Here is a 24,121-nt window from a genome sequence, read left to right as displayed (position 1 = left end):
CCAGTCGCAAACATCGGGGATGTCATGCACCGACAGTGGTAAAAGTGGCGTAAACGATGCGCTCCGCAGGCACCGCGCGCCGCGCCGTCAGGCGAGCGTGGTGGCGATCGGCAGCCCGGCCTTCAGCGTCAGCGTGACCGGCGTGCGCTCGGCAATGTCGGCCATGCGCGCGCGCTGTTCGTCGTCGAGCCCGACGATCGCCAGCGTGCGGTCGATCCGCTTCTCCTCGCGCCCCGACAGGCGCAGGCCGACCTCGACCGATTCGAGCGGCCAGCCCTTGCGGTCGGCATACATACGCAGCGTGATCGCGGTGCACGCGCCCAGGCTCGCGAGCAGCAGATCATAGGGCGCCGGGCCCACCGCGCCGCCGCCGAGCGCGGGCGGCTCGTCGGCGATCAGCGCATGGCCGCCGACATCGATCTCGGTGCGATAGCGGTCCTTGCCGATTCGCGCGCTGCCTTGCGCCATGCCATCCTCCTGCATCCTGCGTCGCGCGCAGCCTATCAGATGCACCGCTCGTTGCCAGCCACCGTGCGCAGCTGGCATAGACGGCCCCGCAGGGGAGGCGAGGATGCAGACAAGAATGGGAGCAGGACCGCTGCTCGACGCGCGCGGGCAGCTCGCCGAACGCGGCTGGGCGACCGCCGAGGTGCGCCGCTACGACCGTGCGCGGATCGCGGCGGGCAAGCTGCGGATCAAGGAGTGGGACTATTATTGCATCCTCACCGACGCCTTCGGGATCGCGCTGACCGTCGCTGACAATGGCTATCTGGGCTTCCTCGGCGTGTCGTGGATGGATCTGGCGGCTCGAACCGCGATCAACGACGGTGCGGTGATCCCCTGGCCGATGGGCCGCATGCGGCTGCCCGAAAGCGCCGATGCGGGCGATATCGAACAGCGCCGCGGCGGCATGCTGCTGCGCTTCCGGCATGAACCGGGCGGCCGGCGGCTGACGGTCGAGGCCCCGAATTTCGGCGGCGGACAGGGTCTCGCGGGCGAATTATGGCTCGCGCAGCCGCCGATGGACCGCATTGTGATCGCCACGCCTTTCTCGGGGGCGCCAAGGGCCTTCTATTATAATCAGAAAATCAATTGCCTCGCCGCCGAGGGCGAGATTCGGGTGGGGAACACCCTCCATAGCTTCAGCCCCGACCGCGCCTCTGGCGTGCTCGACTGGGGGCGCGGCGTCTGGACCTACGACAATGTCTGGTATTGGGGGTCGGCCTCGGGAATGAGGGACGGACGCCGCATCGGCTTCAACATCGGTTACGGCTTCGGCGAGACGGCGGCGGCATCGGAGAATATGGTCTTCGTCGACGGCACCGCGCACAAGCTCGACCGCATCGCCTTTCATATGCCGGCGGGCGGACCCGACACAGGGCCGTGGCGCTTCACGAGCAACGACGGACGGTTCGAAATGACGATGGACCCGATCGTCAATCGCCACCACAGCACCAACCTCGGCCTGTTCAGGACGGTGCAGGATCAGGTTTTCGGCCGCTTTTCAGGGCGCATCATCCTCGACGACGGCAGCGCGCTCGACATTGCCGGGCTCACGGGCTTTGCCGAAGAAGTGCGCAACCGCTGGTAGCCCGCCCTGTGCGCCTGCGCACAGCAATGCACACCCTTGCGCCCTATCCCCGAATGCGAGACTATCGCGGTCCATCGGGGGAGACATCCGGGGTCGCGGTTCAGCCATTGGGTGGAGACCGACTATGACAGGGAATGACCAGCAGCCGCGCTCGATCGTCGATCGCGTGAAGAATATCTTGCTCCAGCCCGCGCGCGAGTGGGAAGTGATCGACGGCGAAGCCGAAACGATCGGCGGCCTTTATCGCCGCTATATCATCCCGCTGGCGGCGATTCCCGCTGTGGCGGGGCTGATCGGCATGCTCGCCTTCGGCTTTTCGGTAATGGGCTTCACCTATCGCCCCTCGGTCGGCTCGGCCGTCGCCTCGGCCGTCGTGCAATATGCAACGACCTTGATCGGGGTCTTCATCCTCGCGCTCATCATCGACGCGCTCGCCCCCAGCTTCGGTGCGACACAGAACCGCGTCCAGGCGTTCAAGGTCGCGGCCTATTCGGGCACCGCGAGCTGGGTCGCGGGCATCTTCGCGATCCTGCCCGCACTTTCCTGGCTGTCGCTGCTCGGCCTCTACGGCCTCTATCTCCTTTACCTCGGCCTGCCCCGCCTGATGCGCGCGCCGCAGGAAAAGGCGATGACCTACACGATCCTGATCGTCGTCGCGGCGATCGTCGTCGCACTCGTCATCGGCGCGATTACCGCCCCGATCACCGCGACCTTCATGCGGGGGTTCTAGGCAAGAAGGCGGACCGGCGAGGGCGGGGGCGGTGCGATCGCCGTCTCCCGCCGTCAGTCCGCCAGTTGCTCGAGCGCCCATCGCGCGGCGTCGGCGACCATCGGCGATGTGTCGCTTGCCAGCGCCACCAGGCGCGGCCGCAAACTGCGATCGCCGCTGTTGCCCGCCGCAATCGCGGCGTTGCGTACCATGCGGCCCCGCCCGATCCGCTTGATCGGCGAGCCTGAAAAGACCTGCCGGAACCCCGTATCGTCGAGCGCGAGCAGATCGGCGAGCGCGGGCGCCGCCAGTTCGCCGCGCGGCAGAAACGCCTGGTGCCGCGCCGCGGTGTCGGCAAACTTGTTCCACGGACACACCGCCAGACAATCGTCGCAGCCATAAACGCGGTTGCCGATTGCGCGCCGGAATTCGGTCGGGATCGGTCCATCATGCTCGATCGTCAGATAGGAGATGCAGCGGCGGGCATCGACGCGATAGGGCGCGGGAAAGGCCGCGGTCGGGCATGCCTGCTGACAGGCGGTGCAACTGCCGCACCGGTCGCGTCCGGGAACCGAAGGCACGAGATCGAGCGTGGTGTAGATCGCGCCCAGAAACAGCCAGCTGCCATGCTCGCGGCTGACCATATTGCTGTGCTTGCCCTGCCAGCCGAGCCCGGCAGCGGCGGCGAGCGGCTTTTCCATCACCGGCGCGGTGTCGACAAAGACCTTCACCTCGGCGCCCGGCGCCTCGGCGACGAGCCAGCGCGCGACATGCTTCAGCGCCTTTTTGACGACGTCATGATAGTCGGCTCCCTGCGCATAGACCGAGATGCGGCCGCGGTCGGATGCCCCAGCGAGCGCCAGCGGATCGGTGCCGGGGGCATAGCTCATGCCGAGCGCGATCACCGACCGCACCTCGGGCCACAGCCCTTGCGGCGATCCGCGCTGTTCGGCGCGGCTTTCCATCCAGATCATGTCGCCGTGGCATCCGTCGGCGAGCCATTGCGCCAGCCGCGCCGCGGTTTGCGGCGCCGCGTCGGCGCGCGCGATGCCGAACGCCGCGAAGCCATGCGCGCGCGCGGTGGCCGCGAGCCGCTCTTCGATCGGGGGCAAGGCATTGGAAAGCATTGCGCCCCTATACGACAGGCGGCGGGCCGTGCCATAGAGCGATGATACAGTGATGATATGCAGGCCGATTCAGCGAGCGGGGACCAGCGTTTGACCGATTATTGCGTGGAGGCGCGCGGCCTCACCAAATATTTCGACGAATTCAAGGCAGTCGACCATGTCGACCTCGAGGTACCGGTCGGCAGCATCTATGGCGTTCTCGGTCCCAATGGCGCCGGCAAGACCACCAGCCTGCGCATGACGCTGGGCATCATCGATCCCGACGAGGGGACGAGCCGCCTCTTTGGCAGCCACAAGCCGCAATCGGTGCGCCACCGCATCGGCTATCTGCCCGAAGAACGCGGCCTCTATCCCGGTATGAAGGCGCGCGAGGCGATCGCCTTCATGGGGGCGCTGCGCGGGCTCGACTGGGGCGAAGGTCGCCGCCGCGCCGCGACCTTCATGGCCGAACTCGGGCTCGAACGCGTCATCGACGAAAAGATCCGCAAGATGTCGAAGGGCATGGCCCAGATGGTTCAGCTCATCGGCTCGATCGTCCATGCTCCCGACCTGATCGTGCTCGACGAACCCTTTTCGGGACTCGACCCGGTCAATCAGGAGCGGCTTGAAACGCTCGTGCGGCGCGAACGCGATCGCGGCGCGACGATCCTTTTCTCCACCCATGTGATGGCGCATGCCGAGCGACTATGCGACCGGCTCGCGATCATCGCGCGGTCGCAGCGCCGCTTCGAGGGCACGGTCGACGAGGCGCGCGCGCTGCTGCCGATGCAGGTGCGCTACGCACCGCGCACCGGCGCCGACGATGGCGTGATCGCGGCGCTGCTGCCCGCCGATGCGCAGCGGCGCGGCGACGCCTGGCATTTTGCGATCGACGACGCGGGGGTTGAACCGCTGCTCGCGCGGATCACCGCCAGCGGGCATGGCGTCGCCGGCCTGTCGATCGCCCGCCCCGGCTTGCACGATGCCTTCGTCCATATCGTGCGCCAGGTCGACGCGGGCTTCGCCGCCGACGCCGCCGAAGAAGCCGCTGCGGAGGCAAGCGCATGACTCCCTTTCTGAAAAATATGGCTGTCGTCGCGCGCCGCGACTTTCTTGCGATCGTGGCGACGCCGACCTTTCTCCTCTTCCTGCTCGCACCGCTGTTCATGCTCGGCATGAGCCTGGTCGGCGGCCTCGGTGCATCGCAGCTCGCCGACAGCGCGCGCGGCGCAGGGCGGATCGTCGTCGTCGCCGACGCCGGCGATGTCGCGGCGCTGCGCAGCGCCGACACACGCTTGCGCGACGCGCTGGGCGGCCGCGGTCCCGCGACGCTCGACGTGCGGATCGCCTCGCCGAAGGGCGATGATCCGCTGGTCATCGCGCAGGAAAAGGGCGCCGACACCTATGCGGTGATGGTCGGCCCGCTCGCCGCGCCGCGCATCGTCGAACGCGAGGAGGGTAGCCGCTCGGGCCGCTATCTCGCGCTGCTCGCGGAAGAGGTGTTGCGCGACCGCGCCGCCGGCGCGGTGCCGCCGGTCGCACCGCATTTCGAATCGATCCGCAGCGGCGGGACGAGCATCGCCGTGCAGCAGTCGATGGGCTTCGGCGCGGTCTTTGCGATCTTCCTGATGACGCTGCTGCTCGCGGGGCAGACCGTCAGTTCGCTGGCAGAGGAAAAGGGCAACAAGGTCATCGAAATCCTCGCCGCCGCGGTGCCGCTCGAAAGCGTCTTTCTCGGCAAGTTGCTCGGCATGCTCGGCGTCGCGGTGCTGTTTATCGCCTTCTGGCTTGCGATTGCGGCAGGAGGCGGGTTGATCGCGGCAACCCAGATCGACCCGGCCACGCTCTCGGCGGCAGGCGCGGGCAAGCCGGTCGCGGCGATGCTCGCGGTGCCGGCTACCGGCTGGGGCTTTTTCGTCGGCATCTGCTTCGTCTATTTCATCATGGCTTTCCTGCTGCTCGGCGCGGTGTTCCTCGGTGTCGGCGCGCAGGCAGGAACGGTGCGCGAAATCCAGATGCTCAGCCTGCCGATCACCATCTTTCAGGTCGGCATGTTCAGCCTCTCTTCGGCCGCCGCGAGCGCGCCGGGCAGCCCGCTCGCGCGCTTCGCCGAAATCTTTCCCTTTTCGTCGCCCTTCGCGATGGCGGCGCGCGCCGCGACCGACGATGCGAAGGCGGTCCATCTGCTTGCGCTCGGCTGGCAGCTGCTCTGGGTCGCGCTCGTCATCTTCCTCTCGGTCCGGATGTTCCGCGCCGGGGTGCTGAGCGGCAAGGCGGGCTGGAAATTCTGGAAACGGCGGCAACGCGCGTGACCTCGGGCGACCGTTGCCATTTCTAGGGTGATCGCCCCAAAGCCTCATTGACAAAACTGTAAATAGTGGCATTCTGCAACCCAATCGGCCGCGCCCGACGGCCTTGAGAGGAGCTGCCCCCAATGGCCACCCAGATTCGCGTCGAACCCGAAACCGTCAATCCGCTCGACGTCAGCCGCGCCGACATGTGGCGCGAGGATCGCTGGCAGCAGCCGATGGCGCAGCTGCGCGCCGAATCGCCGATCTATTATTGCGACGATTCGAAATTCGGTCCCTATTGGTCGGTGACGACCTACAAGCCGATCCAGCATATCGAGGCGCTGCCCAAGATATTCTCCTCCTCGTGGGAATATGGCGGCATCACCGTCGCAGGCGACGGCATCGAACATCTGCAGGAGGGCGAAATCCCGATGCCGATGTTCATCGCGATGGACCCGCCGCAGCACACGGCGCAGCGCCGCACCGTCGCCCCGGCCTTCGGCCCCTCCGAAATCGAACGGATGCGCGCCGACACGCTGCGCCGGACAAGCGAAGTGCTCGATTCGCTGCCGATCGGCGAAACATTCGACTGGGTCGAAAAACTGTCGATCGAACTGACGACGCAGATGCTCGCCATCCTGTTCGACTTTCCCTTTGAAGAACGCCACAAGCTGACTGCCTGGTCCGACGCGCTCGGCGACATCGAAAGTTTCAATACCCTCGAAGAACGCCAGGCCCGTCTCGCGATCGCATTCGAAATGGGCGCCGCGTTCAAGGAATTGTGGGACCGCAAGGCGCAGAATCCCGGTACGCACGACCTGATTTCGATCATGCTCCAGTCGGATGCGATGAGCCACATGAGCCATGAAGAATTCATGGGCAACCTCATCCTGCTGATCGTCGGAGGCAATGACACGACGCGCAATTCGATGTCGGCCTACGCCTACGGCCTCCATCTTTTCCCCGAGGAGCGCGCGAAGCTGGAGGCAAATCACGATCCCGAACTCGCGGTCAACGCGATGCACGAGATCATCCGCTGGCAGACCCCGCTGGCCCACATGCGCCGCACCGCGACCGAAGACACCGAATTGTTCGGGCACCAGATCAAGAAGCGCGACAAGATCGCGCTGTGGTACGCGTCTGCGAACCGTGATGAGAGCATCTTCCCCGACGGCGACCGGATCATCGTCGACCGCGAAAATGCGCGGCGCCACCTCGCCTTCGGTTACGGCATCCACCGCTGCGTCGGCGCACGCGTCGCTGAGCTTCAGCTTACCGCGCTGATCTCCGAAATGCAGCGGCGGCGGCTGCGCGTGAATGTGGTCGGGGAACCCGACCGGGTGAACGCCTGCTTCGTCCACGGCTATCGCCACCTGCCCGTGGTGCTCGAGAAATATTGACGCGGCGTTGAAACCGGGAGCAGACCGGCATCGTATCTAAAAGGCAGAGGAGCCTGCCATGATCGAACGTCGTTATCTGCTTTCCGGTCTCGCCTTGGGCGGCGCGATGATTGCCGCGCCGATGCTCTTCGCCAAGCCCGGCAAGCGCCCGCTGGCACAGCCGGGCTGGCGCCTCACCGATGCCGAGTGGAAAAAGCGCCTCTCCGCGACGCAATATGCGGTGCTGCGGGAGGCCGCGACCGAGCGCCCCTACACCAGCCCGCTCAACAAGGAGCATCGCGCCGGCACCTTTGCCTGCGCGGGCTGCGCGCTGCCGCTGTATTCGAGCAAGACCAAATATGACAGCGGCACCGGCTGGCCGAGTTTCTGGGCGCCGCTGCCGGGCGCGATCGCAACGTCGGTCGATCATGAGCTCGGCTATCCGCGGACCGAGGCGCATTGCCGGCGCTGCGGCGGCCACCTGGGTCATGTCTTCGACGACGGGCCGAAGCCGACCGGCAAGCGCTATTGCATGAACGGCGCCGCGCTCCGCTTCATTCCCGCCTGACCACGCGCCGATTGGTGCACGCTCCAAACGAAAAGGCCCGGCGGATCGCTCCGCCGGGCCTTTGCCGTTCCGATGCGCCGCCGCTTAGTCGCGGCTGCCCATCAGGTTGAGCAGGAAGGTGAACATGTTCACGAAGTCGAGATAGAGCGTCAGCGCGCCCATCACCACCGACTTGCCGACGAAGTCGGTACCGCGGACATAGAAATACATGCTCTTGATCTTCTGCGTGTCATAGGCGGTGAGGCCGGCGAACAGCAGCACGCCAATCACGCTGATCGCGAGGTTGAGCGCGGTCGACTGCACGAAGAGGTTGATCAACATCGCAACGAGGATGCCGACGACGCCCATGATCAGGAAAGTGCCGAAACCCGACAGATCCTTCTTGGTCGTGTAGCCATAGAGGCTGAGACCGAGAAAAGCCGCTGCGGTCGCGAAGAAGGTCGTCGCGATCGAGGTCTGGGTGAAGGCGAGGAAGATCGTCGACATCGACAGACCCATGATCGCCGCATAGCCCCAGAACAGCGCCTGCGCCGCGCCGGTCGACAGCTTGTTGATCCCGAAGCTGAGCACCATCACGAAAGCGAGCGGTGCGAGCATGACAACCCACATCAGCGGGCTGCCGATCAGCGACAGGGTGAAACCCGTCGAATAGGCGAGCATCGCGACGATGCCGGTAAGCAGCACGCCCGAGCCCATATAGTTATAGACCGACAGCATGTACGACCGCAGGCCGGCATCGACGGCCTGATCCATCGCGCTCGCGCTGCCAGGAAAGCCGGACGCCGCCATATTGGGGTCGTTCCAATTAGCCATTTTCAAATCTCCATCACCGGCCAGCCCATACCGGCCGTACTCCCAATATCAGTATTTTCGCCCTCCGTTTCAAGCGAAACCGGTCCGGGCGCCTTCGGCGCTGTCGCGCGCGGTGCAAAAGCCCTATGACGGGGCGCACCATGTCCACGCACCGCCTGTTCGTCGCCCTGCGCCCGCCGCGGCCGATTCGCGCCCGGCTGATCGCAGCAATGCATGGCATTTCGGGCGCACGCTGGCAGGATGACGATCAGCTTCACCTGACCTTGCGCTTCATCGGTGAAGTCGATCACCACCGGGCCGAGGATGTCGCCGCGGCGCTCGGCGCGTTGCACGCCCCCGCCATCGCCGCACGCATCGCGGGGGTCAGCCTGTTCGAGCGTCATGGGCGGCCGCACATGGTGTGGGCAGGGGTTGAGCCCGCCGAACCGGTCGCGGCGCTGCACCGCAAGGTTGACCAATTGCTGACGCGCATCGGGATCGAGAAGGAGACGCGCGCCTTTCTGCCGCATGTCACGCTGGCGCGGCTCAATCGCGGATCGGGGCCCGTCGCACCCTTTCTTGCCCTGAACGGCGATCTGGCGACGCCCGACTTCGTCTTCGGTCATGTCACCCTTTATGAGAGCGAGCTTGGCCATGGCGGGTCGCGCTATCATCCGATCGCGCGCTATCCGCTCGACGACCCGGTCGCGGCAACCAGCGCGGCGGCAACCGCGCTGACATCGGCCCAGGTTTCGGCAAAGCCATCGTCGGCGCCATAATAGGGATCGGTCACGCTCTCGCCCGCCCGTCCGGGTACGAGATCGAGCATCAGCATCAGCCGCGCCGTCGCGTCCGCCGGGGCGAGCGCACGCGCGGTCCGCAGATTGTCGGCGTCGGCAGCCAGGATCAGATCGAAGCGGTGAAAGTCGCCGCGCACGAGCTGGCGCGCGCGCAGATCGCCGATATCGACGTCATGCCGCCGTGCCTCCGCCTGCGCGCGGGCGTCGGGCGGGTGACCGAGATGCCAGTCGCCAGTCCCCGCAGAATCGAGCCGCATCGCGATTCCGGCGTCGGCAAAGGCGGCGCGCGCCGCGCCCTCCGCCAGCGGCGAGCGACAGATATTGCCAAGGCAGAGAAAAAGGATGGCTGGCGCATCGTCCCGGTCGTCGGTCATGTCATGTCCTTCTTCACAAAGTTGAACCGGTTTTCAACTTGCGCTGCCCGGCGGCTCTGCTAGCCATGGCGGCTAACGATAATGACTGAGGGAGCGCGGTGCCAGATGGCTGAGACGAGCAACGATCCGGGGACAGGCTTCGAAAGTGCGGAGACCGAACCGCGCGCGACGGGATACAGCTGGTATGTCCTCGGCGTCCTCGTCGTCGTTTATATCCTCAACTTCATCGACCGCCAGATCGTCAGCATCCTTGCGGTCGACATCAAGGCCGACCTCGGCCTGACCGACGCCGACATGGGCTTCCTCGGCGGTGCCGCCTTCGCGGTCTTCTATGCGCTGTTCGGCATCCCGCTCGGACGCCTCGCCGACAATTGGAACCGCGTGAAGCTGCTGTCGATCGGCCTCGCACTTTGGTCGACGATGACCGCCCTGTCGGGGTTCGCACGCAATCAGGTAACGCTGACCTTTGCCCGCATGGGCGTCGGCGTCGGCGAAGCGACCGCCAGCCCGACCGCCTATTCGCTGATATCCGACTATTTCCCCAAGCGGCAGAAGGCGACCGCGCTCGCCATCTATTCGTCGGGGCTTTACCTTGGCGGCGGCGTTTCGCTGTTCATCGGCGCCTCGATCGTCGAGGCGTGGAACCGCACCTGGCCGAACGGCGGGCCGATGGGGCTGGTCGGCTGGCACGGCGCATTTCTGGCCGTCGGCATTCCCGGCCTGCTCGTCGCTCTGTGGGTCGCAACGCTGCGCGAACCCGCGCGCGGCGCGATGGACGGAGTCGCGAGCCACAGTTCGCCCCATCCTTTCCGCGAATTCTTTCGCGACCTGTCAACGATCGTTCCGCCCTTCACCCTTTTCGGCGCCGCACAGCGCGGCCCGACCGCACTGGCGGTAAACATCGGCTTCGCCGCCGTGATCGCCGCCTTTGCGTGGTGGATGATTCGCCTGACGGGCAATTTCCCGCAATGGTCGGCGGTCGGGCTTGGCTATTACGCCGTCTTTTCATGGGCCTCGACGCTGCGCGCGCGCGATCCTGCGACCTTCCGTCTGATCTGGGGCACGCCAGCCTTCATCTGCACGACGCTGGGTTACGGGCTGGTGAGCCTTGCCGCCTATGCTCTCGCCTTCTGGTCACCGCCCTATGCCGAGCTTGTGCTGAAGCTGCCCAAGCAGGAACTGGCATTCATTCTCGGCGCCAATGGTGCGCTTGCAGGGTTCGTCGGGGTAATTCTGGGGGGCCGCATCGCCGACGCGCTGCGCGCGCGCAATCCGGCGGGCCGCATTCTGACGATCATATTCGGCGTTGTCGCGCCGATCATCCCGATCTGGATCGGTTACACGACCGAAAGCAGCTTCATCTTCTATGCGATGAACTTCCTTGCCGGCATGTTCGGTGCCGCAGCGCTGGGCGCGGCCGCCGCAACCACGCAGGATCTGGTATTGCCGCGCATGCGCGGGACGGCGACCGCCGCCTTCTTCCTCGGCACGACACTCGTCGGCCTGTCGTTTGGTCCCTACATGGTCGGGCAGATTTCGGACCTCGCCGGCACGATAGTCGATGGCAAGCCCGTGGGTGACCTGCGGACCGGCATATTGTCGCTGATCGGCGTCGCGCCGATCGCGCTGGCGCTGCTGATCTATGCTTATCGCACGGTGCCGCAGGCCGAAGCGACGATTGCCGAGCGCGCGGCGAACGCGGCCGCCTGACTGCGCCCGCGCAACGCCGATATGCCGCTGCTTATCCGGCCGTGATCACGCCGCAGGCAACGCGGCCGCCGCTGTTACCGCTCGGATCCGTCTTGTAATCATCGGGACCGGCGTGGATGACGAACGCCGCGCCGTCGGCATCGAGCAGCCCGCCCTCGCCGGTCAGGCGCGAGCCGACGACCTGCAGCGTCGCGCGGCCGATCGTTCCCGATTCGACGACGAGGTTGGGCAGATCGCCGTGATGCGCGCCCATCGGGTTGTCGCGGCCATGCTGGGCATGGGTCGGGTTCCAGTGCGGGCCGGCGCTGGTGAAATCGGGCGGGGTGCATTGGCCGACGGCGTGCAGATGCATGCCATATGTGCCAGGTGCAAAGCCGCGCGCGACCAGTTCGATGCGCAGGCCCGTTCCATCCTTGTAGATATCGACGCGCCCACGGTCGGCGCCCGAGGCGTCGTAAAGCTGCGCATGGGCGTCGGACGGGGGCATCGTCGTCGTCGGCCCCTTTGATCCGCTGGCGCAGCCGCCAAGGGCGAGCAGCGAGGCTACGCACAGCGCGGCGGTCATCGTCGGTCGGAAAGTGGCGGCAGGCTTCATCGATCGGCTCCCCATCATTGGCGCGGTGCGGCGCTTGCGAAAATCCTACGCCGCAGCGCGGCGTTCGTTCCCAGGCCCGCAGGATGCCCCGTCGAAGCTGCCGCGCCAAGCGCTTTCACGCCGGGCAAAGCAAAAGGGCCGCGGATCGCTCCGCGGCCCTTCAATGGCGCATCGCTGATCTAGCGATCAGAAAACGCGCCCATATTGTTCGTTACCGACGAAGCCGAGCTTGCCGACGCCGCTACGCTTCACGACCGCCATGACGCGATCGACCACGATATAGCGGGCGTAGGGGTCCGGCTGGATCTGCAGTTCGGGTTCAACCGGCAGCGCCTTCGTCTGCTCGAGATAATCCGAAAGCTGCGCCAGATCGACCGGAACGCCGTTCCACGTGACCGTCCCCGCGGGGTCGATCATGATCTTGTTCTTTTCCGGGTCGACATTGTTCTTCGAATCGGTCGGAACCGGCAGGTCGATCTTCACCGCGTGGGTTTGGACCGGAATGGTGATGATGAACATGATGAGCAAAACGAGCATGACGTCGATCAGCGGCGTCGTGTTCATTTCCATCATCGGTTCATTATCGTCCCGATCCCCAACAGCCATAGCCATGAGACTATTCCTTCATTCCTTCGCGGACCGCCTTAGAGGCGGCCCAGCGTAGCCGAACCAGGGGCAGGTTCCGAAATGAACCCGATCTTCTGGAAACCGGCATATTGCATCGTGTAGATCACACCGCCGATGCACTGGTACGGCGTATTGATGTCGCCGCGGATATGCACTTCGGGGAAGTTCTCTTCGGTGATATTCTGGGGCCCGCCGATATCGTTGAGAAGCTTTTCAAGCTTGTCTTGACCGCGCTTGAGCAATTCGCGCGAATCGACCGGAGACTGGCCCCAATATACTTCGCAGCTACCGGGGGTTGCGCCCGCTCGAACCGAGATGTTCACATTCTCGGGCTTCGTCGTCGTCGGCTCAAAAGCGACGTCGGGCAGCTTGAGCTCCACCGTCTCCAACACCACGGGAACCGTGATGAGGAAGATGATGAGAAGCACAAGCATGATATCCACGAGCGGCGTCGTGTTGATGTCGGACATCGGGGCATCTTCGCCCTTTGCGCCTGCACTCATCGCCATAGGATTAGCATCCTGTCACAAAATTACTGTCATGGACCTGCGAAAAGCCTGCCGAAGCGCGCCTGTCGCTGTCCAGCGGCCCCGCCGATCGCCTGAGCGGCCGACGGAGCGCGAGAGTCTTAGGCCTTCTTCGGCGCAGCGGCGGGAGCAGCCTTGGCGGGCGCAGCGGCAATCGCCGGCTTCACCTGGCCACCCGACATGATCGAGCCGAGCACGTCGTTCGAGAAGGTCGACAGACGGCGAGCAATCGCCTTGTTGCGGCTCTGGAGCCAGTTGAAGGCGAGAACCGCGGGAACCGCGACGATCAGACCGATGGCGGTCATGATGAGCGCTTCACCGACCGGGCCGGCGACGGTGTCGATCGAGGCCTGGCCCGATGCACCGATCTTCACGAGGGCGCGAAGAATACCGATAACCGTACCGAACAGACCGACGAACGGCGCGGTCGAACCGACGGTCGCGAGGAAGGCGAGGCCGCCGTTGAGCTTCGAGTTGATGTGGTTCTGCGAACGCTCGAGCGTGCCGTGCATCCAGTCATGCGCTTCGACCGGGTCGGTCAGCTTGTTATGCTCTTCGTTGGCGCGCAGACCGTCTTCGACGACCTGACGATAGGCGCTGTTCTTTTCAAGCTTGTTCATACCTTCAGCGAGGGTCGGCGCACGCCAGAAGTTCGCGTCGACTGCCTTGCCCTGGTTGATCACCTTATTCTGTTCGAACAGCTTGGTGAACAGGATGTACAGCGTGCCGATGAACATGATCAGCAGGACGAGGAAGGTGATCTGCGACACGATACCGCCTTCGCACAGCGCCGGGACGAGACCATAGGGGTTCTCGCCCTCTTTCTTGACGCACATCGACGCGGGCATGAGGCTCATCCCGACATCATGGGCACCAGCCGCAGCAGCGGCGTTCGCAATCAGATTGAACATTTCGATATTCCCTCTCAAAAAATCTAAACCGGGGGTCGGCATTGCTGCCGGAAAATTCAGGAAAAACGGCGCTTAGCGGTCGATCTTCCAGGTAAAGCGGCTCGACCAGCTACCCGTCGTGGGATTGCCGTTCCGATCGACGGCCGGAGCGAATTTCGCGCGGCGCATCAGCAGCTTGCACGCTGCATCGTCGAGGTCGGAGTGACCGCTGGACGAAGTGACCGAGCAGCCGGTGGGCTTGCCGTCAGTGCCAATGGTCAGACGGAAACCCGTCGTCCCTTCGCGTTCCTGACGCTGCGCGCTCGGCGGATAGTCGTCGTTCGTCACCCAGCGGCCCGGAGACCCCTTCGGCGACGCTCCCTTCGACATGTCGGGGGTCGGCGGCGGAGCCGGCGGCGCGGGCGGCGTATAGACCTGCGGCGGGGGCGCCGGCGGCGGCGTCGGAACCGACTGGATCTGGTTCGCGGTGCTCGGCGGCGGGATCGGCGACGGAGGCGTCACGACCGGCGGCGGCGGCGGCAGCTTGTTATCCGGCGGCGGCGGCGGCGGCGGCTCCTCCGGCGGCGGCGGCTCTTCGACGTCCACCACGTCCAATTTTTCGGCAATTTTCTTGACGATGCTGATATTCAGGCCGTTCACCAGGCCGTAGCCCAGCACTGCCGTCAGCAAGCCCACCAAGACAATTGCCACTACCCTGTTTTTAGGGTCGACATTATCACCATAAGCCATTCAGGGACGACGCTCCTTGCTAGATCATCCTGACACCAAATCCGCACCATCGGGTTCGGTTGCCAATTGCCCGGATATTTTCCGATGCGCTCCGCAGACCCGATGGCTTAGCAACCGGCTTGTTCTGTTTGTGCCGGACGCTTCACCGCTCGTCCTATCGCGGTGGCGAGAAGTTCGCAAACCCTTTATCAGCGGTTAATGTGCACTTGTCCATGATGGGCAATTGGCCGCCTTTCGAGGCAGGATAGAACAGAAGGTGGATCGAATATGCGCGCCCTCGCCCTGGCTACCGTGGCCGGCATTGCTTTGTTTACTAATTGTTTTTCAAATGCTTACGCCCAAACTCCGACACCCGCCGCAGGTACCGAAAGTCCCTGGAGCTATGCCGATCTCGCCGATCTGGCGACAGTTGCCCCGATGGTGATCGAGGCGCGTGTCTACAGCACGGCGCTGCTTAAGGCCGAACGGGCACCGGGGCTCGCGGCGGGCTTTGCGCGATTCTATGTCGAGGCCGATGTGGTCAGCCTGATTCGCGGATCGGGGCCGCTGGCGGCGCGGATCAGCTATCTTGTCGACCTTCCGCTCGACGCAAAAGGCAAGCCGCCGAAGCTCAAAAAGAAGCAGCCCGTGCTGCTTTTCGCCCGCCCGGTCGCGGGCGCGGCAGCGGGGAGCAGCAGCACCGGTAGCGTCCAGCTGATCGCGCCCGACGCCCAATTGCCTTGGGACGCTGCGACCGAATCGCGGCTGCGCGCGATCCTGACCGAGCTGGTCAAGCCCGGCGCCCCGCCCGCGATTACCGGAATCGCCAACGGTTTCCACGTCCCCGGCACACTGCCCGGCGAGGGCGAGACGCAGCTGTTCCTCGACACCAAGACCGGCGAACCGGTGTCGATCACCGTCCTGACCGCCGCCGACGGGTCGCGCCGCTGGTCGGCCGCCTTCGGCGAGATCGTCGACGAAAGCGCGCCGATTCCGCGCCAGAACACGCTCGGCTGGTATCGCCTGGCCTGCGGCTTGCCGCGAAGCCTGCCGCTCAGCAAACTCGGCGGCACCGCTCCCGAAGACCGCAAGAAAGCGGCCGCCGATTATGCCGTCGTCCTTGGCGCGCTCGGTCAATGCACGCGCACCCGCACACCGCCGCCAGGCCTCTGACCCAGCCAAACTGCCGGGCCTGCGGCAACGCGGGGCCTTGTTTCCGGGCGAAAAGCCGATAGGGGCGCAGGCGAATGCGGGCTCCGGCCCGCCCTGCCAAGGAGTGCCTGCATGTCGCCTCAGCCCGCCCCCGCCACCCCGCGCCCGCCGCTGCGTGTCGCGCTCGCCGGTATCGGCGTCGTCGGCGGCGGTGTCGTCCGGTTGCTCGAGGCGAATCGCGCCCTGATCGCACGCCGCGCCGGCCGCGCGGTCGAGATCGTCGCCGTCTCCGCGCGCGACCGCCAGAAGGATCGCGGCGTCGATCTGTCGCCCTATCGCTGGGAAGACGATATGGCGGCGCTGGTCGAATCCGACGATGTCGACGTCGTGGTCGAGATGGTCGGCGGCGCCGACGGCCCTGCGCTGACGCTCGCCCGCCAGGCGCTGGGCGCGGGCAAGGCGCTCGTCACCGCGAACAAGGCGATGATCGCGCATCATGGGCTCGATCTCGCGCAGATCGCCGAGGCGCAGGACACGCCGCTCAAATATGAAGCCGCCGTCGCGGGCGGCATCCCGGTCATCAAGGCGATCCGCGAAGGCGCCTCGGCGAACCAGATCGCCCGCGTCTATGGCATCCTAAACGGCACCTGCAATTATATCCTGACGCTGATGGAGCGCGAGGGCGCGAGCTTCGCCGACGCCCTCGCCGCGGCCCAGGCCGAAGGCTATGCCGAGGCCGACCCGACCTTCGACGTCGACGGGATCGACGCCGCACACAAATTGTCGATCCTCGCCGCGCTCTGCTTCGGCACCCGGCTCGACATCGACACGGTGACCGCCGAGGGCATCCGCGGCCTGATCGCCGCCGACATTCGCGAGGCCGCCGCGCTCGGCCACCGCGTCCGCCTGATCGGTATGGCCGAACGCGACGAAGGCGGTCTCTATCAACATGTCCAGCCGTGCCTCGTCCCCGCCGACCATCCGCTCGCCTATGTCCCCGGCGCGCTCAATGCCGTCGTCGCCGAGGGCAATTTCGTCGGCCGACTCTTTTTCGAAGGCGCGGGCGCGGGCGCGGGGCCGACGGCATCGGCGATCGTCGCCGACATCATCGACATCGCGCGCGACGAATATGGCCCCGCCTTCGCGATGCCGGTCGATGCGCTTGATGCCGCCCCCGCCGCCGATGCGGGCGCGCGCGTCGGCAAACATTATGTCCGCCTGATCGTCGAGGACCGGATCGGCGTCCTTGCCGAGATCGCGACCGCTATGCGCGACGCCGGCGTTTCGATCGAAAGCTTCATCCAGCGCGGCGACGATGCCGAGGGCGGCGTGCTGATCGCGCTCGTCACGCACGAAGGTCCGGGCCGCGCCGTCGCCGCGGCGCTCGCGGCGCTCGCAGCATCGGATCATGTCATCGGTACGCCAATGCATATGCCGATCCTGGCGCTCTGACCCCGCTTGCATTCGCAAATCCCCCTGTTAGCTCTCGCTGAGGGGGTGGGGGGACAGACATGGATATAGCGATCCGGGAGGGATTGGCCGAAGCACGCGCGCTGGCCCGGCAGTATTGGCAAGCGCTGCTGACCTATGTCGGCCTCGGCGTCGTGCTGCCCTTTCTGCTGCTGTCGAGCGAGCCGATCTTCGATCTGCGCACCCTCGTCGCCATCGCTGCCGATCCCTGGACCTATCGCGTCAGCGGATCGATCACCGGGCCGCTCTATCTTCTTGGCATCGTCAGCCTGATCGTAAGCGGCGCGCTGCTTGCGGCCTGGAATGCGCTGCTCGCCGAGATCCGCGAGGGCTATATTTCGGAGATCATGTACGGGCTCGTCGCCGGCGCGGCCTATCTGGTGGTCAATATGATCCTCTATTTCGGCGTCGGAATCATCCTGTCGCTACCGATCCTGCTGCTCGCGGCATTTCAGTCTGTTCAGAGCTATGGAATCGCCCTTGTGATCCTCCGCTATATCGTTTCGGCGCTGCTCGGCTCGTGGATTTATGCGCGATTCTGCCTCGTCGGACCGGTGATGGCGGCGAGCGGGCGGCTCGAGCCGGTATCGGCCTTTGCCGAATCCTGGCGCCGCACGCGAACGGCATGGCCGCGTCTCCTCGGGCTCTATCTTGCCATCTACGTCCTGTCCGGCCTGCTGACGCTGGCGCTGCTCGCACCGCATCTTTTCATTCTGTTCAACAGCGCGCCCGGCAGTTTCGCCGAAACGGCGATGCGTATCGGATGGCTGCTGTTCTGGGCGGCCTATTTCCTGATGCTGCTGCTCGTTCCCGCAGGTCTATACCGCGCCTCCGAAGATCGCACGACAGTCGAGGTGTTTGCCTAGGGCTCCTCGGGCAGCGCGGGGATTCCCGCTTCGGGATCGGTCGCGCGCTTCGCCATCTCGTAAAGCGGGTTATATTCGGGGCCGGGCTTGTACCGCCCACCGATCGGCATCCAGTTATAGGGCAGCTTGTCGAGGCTCATCGCCCTCGCCTCGGCCCGCGGGATTTGCGGCGATGCATCCTGACCCACCCCGGCGATGGCGCGCAGTTCGGGCGACAGGCGATTGCGGTCGGTATCGGAGCCGCACACCAGAATCTCGCCAGCCTTGATCGGACCGCAGCGGCGCACGGGGTCGGGCAGCACCCGGCTGCGCGCGATCGCACCCTCGGCGTCCTGCGCGGGCGGCGGCGGCGCGTCCTGAGCGGCGAGCGGCGGCGCTGTCATCCCAATGACGCACGTCAGCGCAATCACGCCCCCGAATCGGGCGAAGCGATCTCGACAAGCGGGGCGCACGACCATATGGCGCCCAGCATGCCGATGGGGCGGAGCAAGTAAAGACGGAGATGTGAGCCGATGGCAAAAAGTGACGGTAGCAACCTCGACCGGGTCCTGGTGCTCGAAATGGTGCGCGTCACCGAAGCCGCGGCGATCGCTGCCGCCAAGCTGATCGGCCGCGGCGACGAAAAGGCGGCCGATGCCGCCGCCGTAGAGGCGATGCGCAACGCTTTCAACACGCTCTATATGGACGGCACGATCGTGATCGGCGAAGGCGAACGCGACGAAGCGCCGATGCTCTTTATCGGCGAAAAGGTCGGCAATGCGCCTGGCAAGGGCCCGAAGATCGACATTGCGGTCGACCCGCTCGAAGGCACCACGATCACCGCCAAGGCCGGCCCCAACGCGCTCGCAGTGCTCGCGATCGCCGAAGAAGGCTGCCTGCTCAACGCCCCCGACGTCTATATGGACAAGCTTGCGGTCGGTCCCGGCTATTCGCCCGGGATCGTTAATTTCGACAATAGCGTGCGCGAAAATGTCGAAGCGGTGGCCCGCGAAAAAGGCTGCGCGCCGGCCGACATCATCGTCTGCGTCCTCGACCGCCCCCGCCATGAAGCGATCATCGCCGAACTGCGCGCGATCGGCTGCGGCGTCGCGCTGATCCCAGACGGCGACGTCGCGGGCGTGATCGCTACGACCAATCCCGAAACCAATGTCGATATCTATATGGGATCGGGCGGCGCGCCCGAAGGTGTGCTCGCCGCGGCGGCGCTGCGCTGCGTCGGTGGCCAGTTCAAGGGCCGCCTGCTTTTCCGCAACGACGACGAGCGGCTGCGCGCGAAAAAATGGGGAATCGAAGATCTCGACCGCGTCTACGACCTCGAAGATCTGGCCAAGGGCGATGTAATCTTCGCCGCAACCGGCGTCACCGACGGCTCGCTTCTGCGCGGCGTCAAGCATCGCCGCGGCGGCATCTTGACCACTGAAACCGTGGTGATGCGCGCATCGTCGGGCACCGTGCGCTGGGTGAAGGGCGAACATCGCCTCGGCTGAGGACGCCCCGTCACCCCCAAAGCAGGATCAGGACTTTAGCCGCCGCTTGCTTTCGCGTCGTCGGGCGGTGCCCGCGCGCCGCCCTGTCCCCCGCCGGCGGCGTCCCCGCCCGCCAGCGCGCGCGCCAGCGGCTTCAGCGCCAGCGTTCCGAGCCGAACGCGCGGCGTCTGCTTGCCCGGGACCGCGGATAGCGCAAATGCGGCATCGAGCCGCAGAGCGGCCGCCGATGCTTTCGCTATCCGCACCGTGTAGCGTCCGTAAGCCACGCTTTCAAAAAGGAAATATCCGTCGAACTCGGTCAGAGTGGTTGCGCGCACCCGTCCTTCTGCATCGACCAGCTCGAGCTGCAATCCCTCGATCGCATTGCCGCCGTCGCGCATCGCGACGCCTTCGATTTCGCCGGCCGCGGTCAGCGGTAGCGCAACATGCGTCGCGACGCCGGGCCGCGGCGTGACGACCACACCGGGCAGTGCGGGCTGGATATAGGGGTCGGGCAGGCTTCCGGCATCGATGCCGATCATCACCGGACGAAAGGGTTCGAGACCGTCGATCGTGGCACGGCCATCCTTCGCGGTTGCGCTATCGACATAGCCATTACCCGCGGTCAGCGGGACGTCGGCGACCGCCGCTTCGCCCGGCTGGCGGATACCGTCGCCATTATCGTCCATCCACACTTCGGCGAGCACCTGGCCGCGGCTTGCGAGCTTTTCGCTCGACACGCGCCAGCCCCCGCCGCCGCCATCGGCCCGGCTGCGCGGCCCGAAGCTGAAGGCAAGCGACAGCGACGCCGCGACCGATCCGTCGCTCGCCACTTCGCCGAAGCCCGAAAGCTGAAACTTGTCGAAACGCCGCGTGTAGCCAATCCCGGCGCGCGCGCGGTCGAGCCCCTTGTCATAGCCCAGTTCGGCGCGCCATTCGGCGTCGCGCTTGCCCGACCATTCGGCAATCGCGGTCAGGCGCGAATCGGCGTTCGATCCCGCCAGCGCAAAGCGCGCCTCACCGCGCAGACGGACGCGCCCGATGCGCGCATTGGCGAGCAGCGTGGCGGTCAGATTGTCAGGCGGGTCGGGGCCATAGGGCACATCCGATCGCGACCAGTCGATCTGCCCGGTCAGCGTCATGGTGCGGAAACTCGCCGAGGCGCGTCCCGAGGCCCCGATGCTCGAAACGCCCGAGGTCCGGTCGATCTTCGCCACATCGACGTGCAACGGCAGCACCGCCTGTCCCAATTTTACCGACTGGTCGATCGACACCGAATAGAGGCCGTTGATATTGTTGATGAAACGGTCCGAAACAAAACCGCCCCAACCGCGCATCGCGTCGGCACGGATATAGGTTTCGCCAAAGCCGGCGAGCCAGCTTGCCCGCAGCGCGTGGCCGCCGTCGTCGGCATAGGCAACGCCAAACTCGAGCAAGGTCGGGCCGATCGAACGGCGCAGCGCCGCCTCGCCATAGTTGCGGCGGACATTCTCGATCAGCAGACTGTGGAAATAGGCGGCGATCGAGGTGCGCGTATCGAGGCCGCGCTCGATCCCCGCCGAACCGCGCCAGCCGCGCCGGAAGGCGCCGCCGCGCGGCCCGCCGAACTCGATCAGGTCGGTATCGTCCTGGGCAATCCCGGCCCAATACCAGGTCTTTTGCGGCGGGATCGAATCGAGCCCGACCTGCAATTGCCGGATTTCGCGGCGCACTTGCCCCTGCGGGCCATAAAGGACGATCTCGAACCGGTTCGATCCATATTGCAGTGGGACGCCCAGAAATTCGTAGCGGCCGTCGCCATTGGGGCTGGTAAAGGCCAGCAACTGACCGTTGCGATAGAGTTCGGCGTCCCATCCGGCGGGTAGATCGCCGCGGAAATCGGTCTTGTCGAACGCGTCGGGGCGTTCGACGGGGCGATTGGTCAGCACCGCGCCACGGCCCGGCACCGACTGGGCGACGATTCCCGTCGACAGCAGGCTGACATCGCCGACCGCATAATGCGTCGCGTGGAGCGGGCCGAGAAGCTGGCCGGTGGGATCGGTGCGATAGAGCCGCAGGCGCAGGCTGTCGGGGACGCCCTTGTCGTCGGACGAGAGGCGCGCATCGAAGCTCTGCTTGAGCAATTCGCCGGCAGCGAAGATTTCGTAACGCGCCTGCGTCGAAGAGCCGCCCTGCTTGTCGGACACCACGCCTGCCGAAGCGACAACGTCGAGCGACGGCGTGCTCCACATTCGGTAGGGTCGCGGCGCTTGCGGCAGGCTGGCGAGGTCGAAGCGCGTCTGCGGACGAATCGTCGCAGCGCGCGCGCGGCGCTCGGCGGCGAGCTGGAACGGCAGCTTTTCCTTCGAATCGATGCGCAGAACAGCATTCGACAGGTCGGCGCTGATCGGCACCCCGATCCATTTCGACAGACTGGCAAGGTCGACGCACCACCCCGCCGCCGTGTCGCGGATCATATTCGCGCCGATCCGGAAGCGCTCGCTGCCCGCGCGCACTTCGCCCGCGTCGCGGTCGATCAGGAAGGTGCGGCGCTCGTCGAGCACCCAGCCGGTTGCGCGGCGCAACTTGCGGTCGACGCGCACCGCGAGATCGAGTGCGAGCACGACATCGGCAAGATCGACGCACAGCCCCTGCGGCGTCTGATAACCCCGTACGCCGTCGCCGAGCCGATATTGGCCCGAGCGCAGGTCGAACAGCCATCGATCGTCTTCGTTCGGTTTCCAGCTGTCACTAGTAGTTTGATATATATCTGTTTTTTCAGCGGCGTGGGCGCCGGAGGGCAGCAAGCCCACCAGCGCCATCCCGGCGGCGAGCGCCGGCAGCAGGCGTTTCAGGAAGGCGCCGAGCATCGCCGCCTCCGTCCGGTTCCGCGCGCCGTCCGGCTATTTCACCACCCGGTCGGCCTGATCGATCGTCGCACCGCCGACTTCGCGATCCTCCGAATAGCGGATCTGCACCGGCCCCTTCAGCTTCGCCGCGACCTCGGCCGGCACGCGCAGCGAAACGGTGCGATCGCCGACCTCTGGATAAACGGCGATGCCGCGCGCCAGCAGCAGCGGCTCAGCCACACCCGGCCGCGTCACCGCGATATCGCCATAGACCGACCGGTTGCCGGTGCGCGTGAGGTGGAAATTGAAGGCGGGTCCGTCGCGCGTATCCCCAACCCATGCCTCCCCGATCTTTGCGGTCGCGGCGAGTTCGCCGACGCGCACGATGATCGGGATAGTGATGCCATAGATGGGGGTGAGCGCGATCGACACACCGTCGCCCGTCGGCTTGGCAGGATCGGCGACGGCCGGTGCCGCATCGGGAACCGCGCGGAAAAGCATATGCGCGCGATATTCACCCGGCGCGAGGCCTTCGGGGATACGCACGCCGATGCGGATCACCTGCGGCTGGTTCGGCGGCAGCGTCACGCGGCGCGGGCTGAAGGCGATCATGTCGAGCGCGGCGCGTTCGGCAGCGTTCGCGTTCGCCTCGTCAATCTCGTCGAGCCCGCCCTCGGCGGTCATCCGCTTGATCTCCAGGCTAACGCGGTAGGTTGCGGGTTCGGCCCCGATATTGTTGAGCACCACCTCGGTGCCGCGCGAACCGTCGAGAATCACGCGCGTCGGTGCCACGAGCAGATCGCCCGCGGCGTGCGCGGACGGCGCAGTGCTGCTGCACGCAGCCGCCGCGAGCAGGCAAAAGCCCTTGAAAAAGCGAAACATAGATACGATCCCCACAATCGTTCGGGGACCGCGGTCGCCGCCCCCAGGTTGGTCGCCTCCCTGTTGCGCCATCATGGTTGATATTTCGCTAACCATAGCTGGGCACGCACGCATCGCCCTGCGCCGCGCATACGAAAAAGGGCCGCCGGAGCTGGTATCCGGCGACCCCTTTCGATGGCCGGCACGCCCACAGGCGCGCCGATCCCCCCACCTGATAATCAGGGTTTACTGGTAGTTGGCAGTGACGTTGAACGTGCCGCTGTAATCGCCAGCCGTCTGGTTGGCGCCAACGCTGAGCGTGCCGCCGACCTGAAAGCTGCCGCCGGTCGCACCGAGCGTAACGTTCGTCGCCGAATAGCTGAGCGTCGAGTTCATCGTGCCGCCAAGCGATCCGTTGAGCGTGACATTCGCGTCGCCACCGACCACGACAACCGCACCATTGGTGCCGGTGATGTCGAAATTGGCCGCCGTCGTGGTGCCGGTGCAGGTCAGTCCCGTGCCGCAGGTCACGCCGCCCGCGGTCGACACCGCGACCGTCGAGGCGGTCGCGCCGCTGATGACGGTCGCGAACTGCAGATCGCTGGTGTTGGAGAGCGTGATCTGGCGAAGGATCTTCGCCTTCGCCGTACCCGTGGCCGTCGCCGCATGCGCCGCCGGGGCGTTCATGGCGAGAGCAGCAATTGCGGCGCCGATGAGGGCGCGCTTCATTCCAATGGTGCGCATAAGTTGGTCCCTTGAACAGTCGATAATCGAATGGAAATCCCACCCC

The 24,121-nt window shown here is 65.7% G+C and carries 25 protein-coding genes; 12 read left to right on the top strand and 13 right to left on the bottom strand.

Translation table 11 applies throughout. The annotated features are described in order from the left end of the window. Window positions 1–87: 87 nt before the first annotated feature. Complete coding sequence (locus tag AOA14_RS08210) at window positions 88–468, bottom strand: OsmC family protein (RefSeq protein WP_062901432.1); 381 nt, start codon at window positions 466–468, stop codon at window positions 88–90. A gap of 115 nt (window positions 469–583) precedes the next feature. Here AOA14_RS08210 and AOA14_RS08205 point away from each other — a divergent pair, with 115 nt between their 5' ends. Further along, window positions 584–1,591, top strand: coding sequence for a DUF2804 domain-containing protein (locus tag AOA14_RS08205; protein ID WP_202988434.1), 1,008 nt, complete (start codon window positions 584–586; stop codon window positions 1,589–1,591). Window positions 1,592–1,715: 124 nt separating this feature from the next. After that, complete coding sequence (locus tag AOA14_RS08200) at window positions 1,716–2,321, top strand: Yip1 family protein (RefSeq protein WP_062901430.1); 606 nt, start codon at window positions 1,716–1,718, stop codon at window positions 2,319–2,321. A gap of 53 nt (window positions 2,322–2,374) precedes the next feature. On the opposite strand, the gene queG is transcribed toward AOA14_RS08200, so the two are convergent. Continuing rightward, a complete protein-coding gene (gene queG / locus AOA14_RS08195) occupies window positions 2,375–3,427 on the bottom strand; it encodes a tRNA epoxyqueuosine(34) reductase QueG (protein WP_062901429.1) in 1,053 nt (350 codons plus the stop codon). A 57-nt stretch (window positions 3,428–3,484) separates the two neighbouring features. On the opposite strand from queG, the gene AOA14_RS08190 reads away from it, so the two are divergent. The 4 genes from AOA14_RS08190 to msrB all read left to right on the top strand — a co-directional run bounded on the left by AOA14_RS08190 (window position 3,485) and on the right by msrB (window position 7,644). Then, on the top strand, window positions 3,485–4,474 hold the full coding sequence (locus AOA14_RS08190; RefSeq protein ID WP_062901428.1) for an ABC transporter ATP-binding protein: 990 nt from the start codon (window positions 3,485–3,487) through the stop codon (window positions 4,472–4,474). Beyond that, complete coding sequence (locus tag AOA14_RS08185) at window positions 4,471–5,718, top strand: ABC transporter permease (protein WP_062901427.1); 1,248 nt, start codon at window positions 4,471–4,473, stop codon at window positions 5,716–5,718. Before AOA14_RS08190 ends, AOA14_RS08185 begins: the two co-directional genes overlap by 4 nt. 122 nt (window positions 5,719–5,840) lie before the next feature. Further along, window positions 5,841–7,097: a cytochrome P450 gene (locus AOA14_RS08180; RefSeq protein WP_003042048.1), complete on the top strand. Its 1,257-nt coding sequence runs from the start codon at window positions 5,841–5,843 to the stop codon at window positions 7,095–7,097. Between the two features lie 58 nt (window positions 7,098–7,155). Beyond that, window positions 7,156–7,644 carry a peptide-methionine (R)-S-oxide reductase MsrB gene (gene msrB / locus AOA14_RS08175; protein WP_202988433.1) on the top strand — a complete coding sequence of 163 codons (489 nt, stop codon included), beginning with the start codon at window positions 7,156–7,158 and terminating at the stop codon, window positions 7,642–7,644. Between the two features lie 84 nt (window positions 7,645–7,728). Here msrB and AOA14_RS08170 read toward each other — a convergent pair whose 3' ends face one another. Beyond that, window positions 7,729–8,457, bottom strand: a complete 729-nt coding sequence (locus tag AOA14_RS08170; protein ID WP_003042056.1) for a Bax inhibitor-1/YccA family protein — start codon at window positions 8,455–8,457, stop codon at window positions 7,729–7,731. A 140-nt stretch (window positions 8,458–8,597) separates the two neighbouring features. Between AOA14_RS08170 and thpR the strand changes: the two genes are divergently transcribed. Beyond that, window positions 8,598–9,215 carry an RNA 2',3'-cyclic phosphodiesterase gene (gene thpR / locus AOA14_RS08165; protein WP_062903071.1) on the top strand — a complete coding sequence of 206 codons (618 nt, stop codon included), beginning with the start codon at window positions 8,598–8,600 and terminating at the stop codon, window positions 9,213–9,215. Here the strand turns inward: thpR and AOA14_RS08160 are convergent. Continuing rightward, window positions 9,122–9,610 carry a low molecular weight protein-tyrosine-phosphatase gene (locus AOA14_RS08160; RefSeq protein ID WP_062901426.1) on the bottom strand — a complete coding sequence of 163 codons (489 nt, stop codon included), beginning with the start codon at window positions 9,608–9,610 and terminating at the stop codon, window positions 9,122–9,124. The two genes, thpR and AOA14_RS08160, sit on opposite strands and share 94 nt — an antisense overlap. Window positions 9,611–9,715: 105 nt before the next feature. On the opposite strand from AOA14_RS08160, the gene AOA14_RS08155 reads away from it, so the two are divergent. Then, entirely contained in the window at window positions 9,716–11,320 is a 1,605-nt protein-coding gene (locus AOA14_RS08155) for a spinster family MFS transporter (protein ID WP_062901425.1), read from the top strand. A 31-nt stretch (window positions 11,321–11,351) separates the two neighbouring features. Here the strand turns inward: AOA14_RS08155 and AOA14_RS08150 are convergent, their stop codons facing one another. The 5 genes from AOA14_RS08150 to AOA14_RS08130 all read right to left on the bottom strand — a co-directional run bounded on the left by AOA14_RS08150 (window position 11,352) and on the right by AOA14_RS08130 (window position 14,709). Further along, on the bottom strand, window positions 11,352–11,915 hold the full coding sequence (locus AOA14_RS08150; RefSeq protein ID WP_062903070.1) for a superoxide dismutase family protein: 564 nt from the start codon (window positions 11,913–11,915) through the stop codon (window positions 11,352–11,354). A gap of 186 nt (window positions 11,916–12,101) precedes the next feature. Beyond that, entirely contained in the window at window positions 12,102–12,527 is a 426-nt protein-coding gene (locus AOA14_RS08145) for an ExbD/TolR family protein (protein ID WP_062901424.1), read from the bottom strand. A gap of 32 nt (window positions 12,528–12,559) precedes the next feature. Beyond that, entirely contained in the window at window positions 12,560–13,051 is a 492-nt protein-coding gene (locus tag AOA14_RS08140; protein WP_062901423.1) for an ExbD/TolR family protein, read from the bottom strand. 119 nt (window positions 13,052–13,170) lie between these two features. Then, window positions 13,171–13,926, bottom strand: coding sequence for a MotA/TolQ/ExbB proton channel family protein (locus AOA14_RS08135; RefSeq protein ID WP_062903069.1), 756 nt, complete (start codon window positions 13,924–13,926; stop codon window positions 13,171–13,173). A gap of 126 nt (window positions 13,927–14,052) precedes the next feature. Then, complete coding sequence (locus AOA14_RS08130) at window positions 14,053–14,709, bottom strand: energy transducer TonB (protein ID WP_062901422.1); 657 nt, start codon at window positions 14,707–14,709, stop codon at window positions 14,053–14,055. A 417-nt stretch (window positions 14,710–15,126) separates the two neighbouring features. Here AOA14_RS08130 and AOA14_RS08125 point away from each other — a divergent pair, with 417 nt between their 5' ends. The 3 genes from AOA14_RS08125 (at window position 15,127) to AOA14_RS08115 (ending at window position 18,176) form a co-directional block, all read left to right on the top strand. Next, complete coding sequence (locus AOA14_RS08125; protein ID WP_238929756.1) at window positions 15,127–15,861, top strand: hypothetical protein; 735 nt, start codon at window positions 15,127–15,129, stop codon at window positions 15,859–15,861. Window positions 15,862–15,972: 111 nt separating this feature from the next. Continuing rightward, window positions 15,973–17,292 carry a homoserine dehydrogenase gene (locus tag AOA14_RS08120; RefSeq protein ID WP_062901420.1) on the top strand — a complete coding sequence of 440 codons (1,320 nt, stop codon included), beginning with the start codon at window positions 15,973–15,975 and terminating at the stop codon, window positions 17,290–17,292. 59 nt (window positions 17,293–17,351) lie between these two features. Then, window positions 17,352–18,176, top strand: coding sequence for a hypothetical protein (locus tag AOA14_RS08115; protein WP_202988432.1), 825 nt, complete (start codon window positions 17,352–17,354; stop codon window positions 18,174–18,176). Here the strand turns inward: AOA14_RS08115 and AOA14_RS08110 are convergent. Further along, the gene (locus tag AOA14_RS08110) at window positions 18,173–18,559 is read right to left on the bottom strand and encodes a hypothetical protein (protein WP_238929755.1); all 387 of its coding nucleotides are present in this window, start codon (window positions 18,557–18,559) and stop codon (window positions 18,173–18,175) included. The genes AOA14_RS08115 and AOA14_RS08110 overlap by 4 nt on opposite strands. Window positions 18,560–18,688: 129 nt before the next feature. Between AOA14_RS08110 and glpX the strand changes: the two genes are divergently transcribed. Beyond that, window positions 18,689–19,663 (top strand): class II fructose-bisphosphatase, encoded by a 975-nt coding sequence (glpX, locus tag AOA14_RS08105; protein ID WP_062901417.1) that lies wholly within the window; start codon window positions 18,689–18,691, stop codon window positions 19,661–19,663. A 35-nt stretch (window positions 19,664–19,698) separates the two neighbouring features. On the opposite strand, the gene AOA14_RS08100 is transcribed toward glpX, so the two are convergent. From AOA14_RS08100 to AOA14_RS08090, 3 genes are all read right to left on the bottom strand, one after another. After that, window positions 19,699–22,491 (bottom strand): hypothetical protein, encoded by a 2,793-nt coding sequence (locus AOA14_RS08100; protein ID WP_062901416.1) that lies wholly within the window; start codon window positions 22,489–22,491, stop codon window positions 19,699–19,701. A gap of 33 nt (window positions 22,492–22,524) precedes the next feature. Continuing rightward, window positions 22,525–23,352 carry a fimbrial biogenesis chaperone gene (locus AOA14_RS08095; RefSeq protein ID WP_062901415.1) on the bottom strand — a complete coding sequence of 276 codons (828 nt, stop codon included), beginning with the start codon at window positions 23,350–23,352 and terminating at the stop codon, window positions 22,525–22,527. Between the two features lie 225 nt (window positions 23,353–23,577). Next, window positions 23,578–24,075, bottom strand: a complete 498-nt coding sequence (locus tag AOA14_RS08090) for a DUF4402 domain-containing protein (RefSeq protein WP_058810817.1) — start codon at window positions 24,073–24,075, stop codon at window positions 23,578–23,580. Between the last annotated feature and the right edge of the window lie 46 nt (window positions 24,076–24,121).

Origin of the sequence: Sphingopyxis terrae subsp. terrae NBRC 15098 (genome assembly GCF_001610975.1) — a bacterium.
In the GTDB taxonomy this organism is placed as follows: domain Bacteria; phylum Pseudomonadota; class Alphaproteobacteria; order Sphingomonadales; family Sphingomonadaceae; genus Sphingopyxis; species Sphingopyxis terrae_A.
Note: the sequence above shows the minus strand (reverse complement) of the source record. Positions and strands in the feature narration are given on the sequence as shown.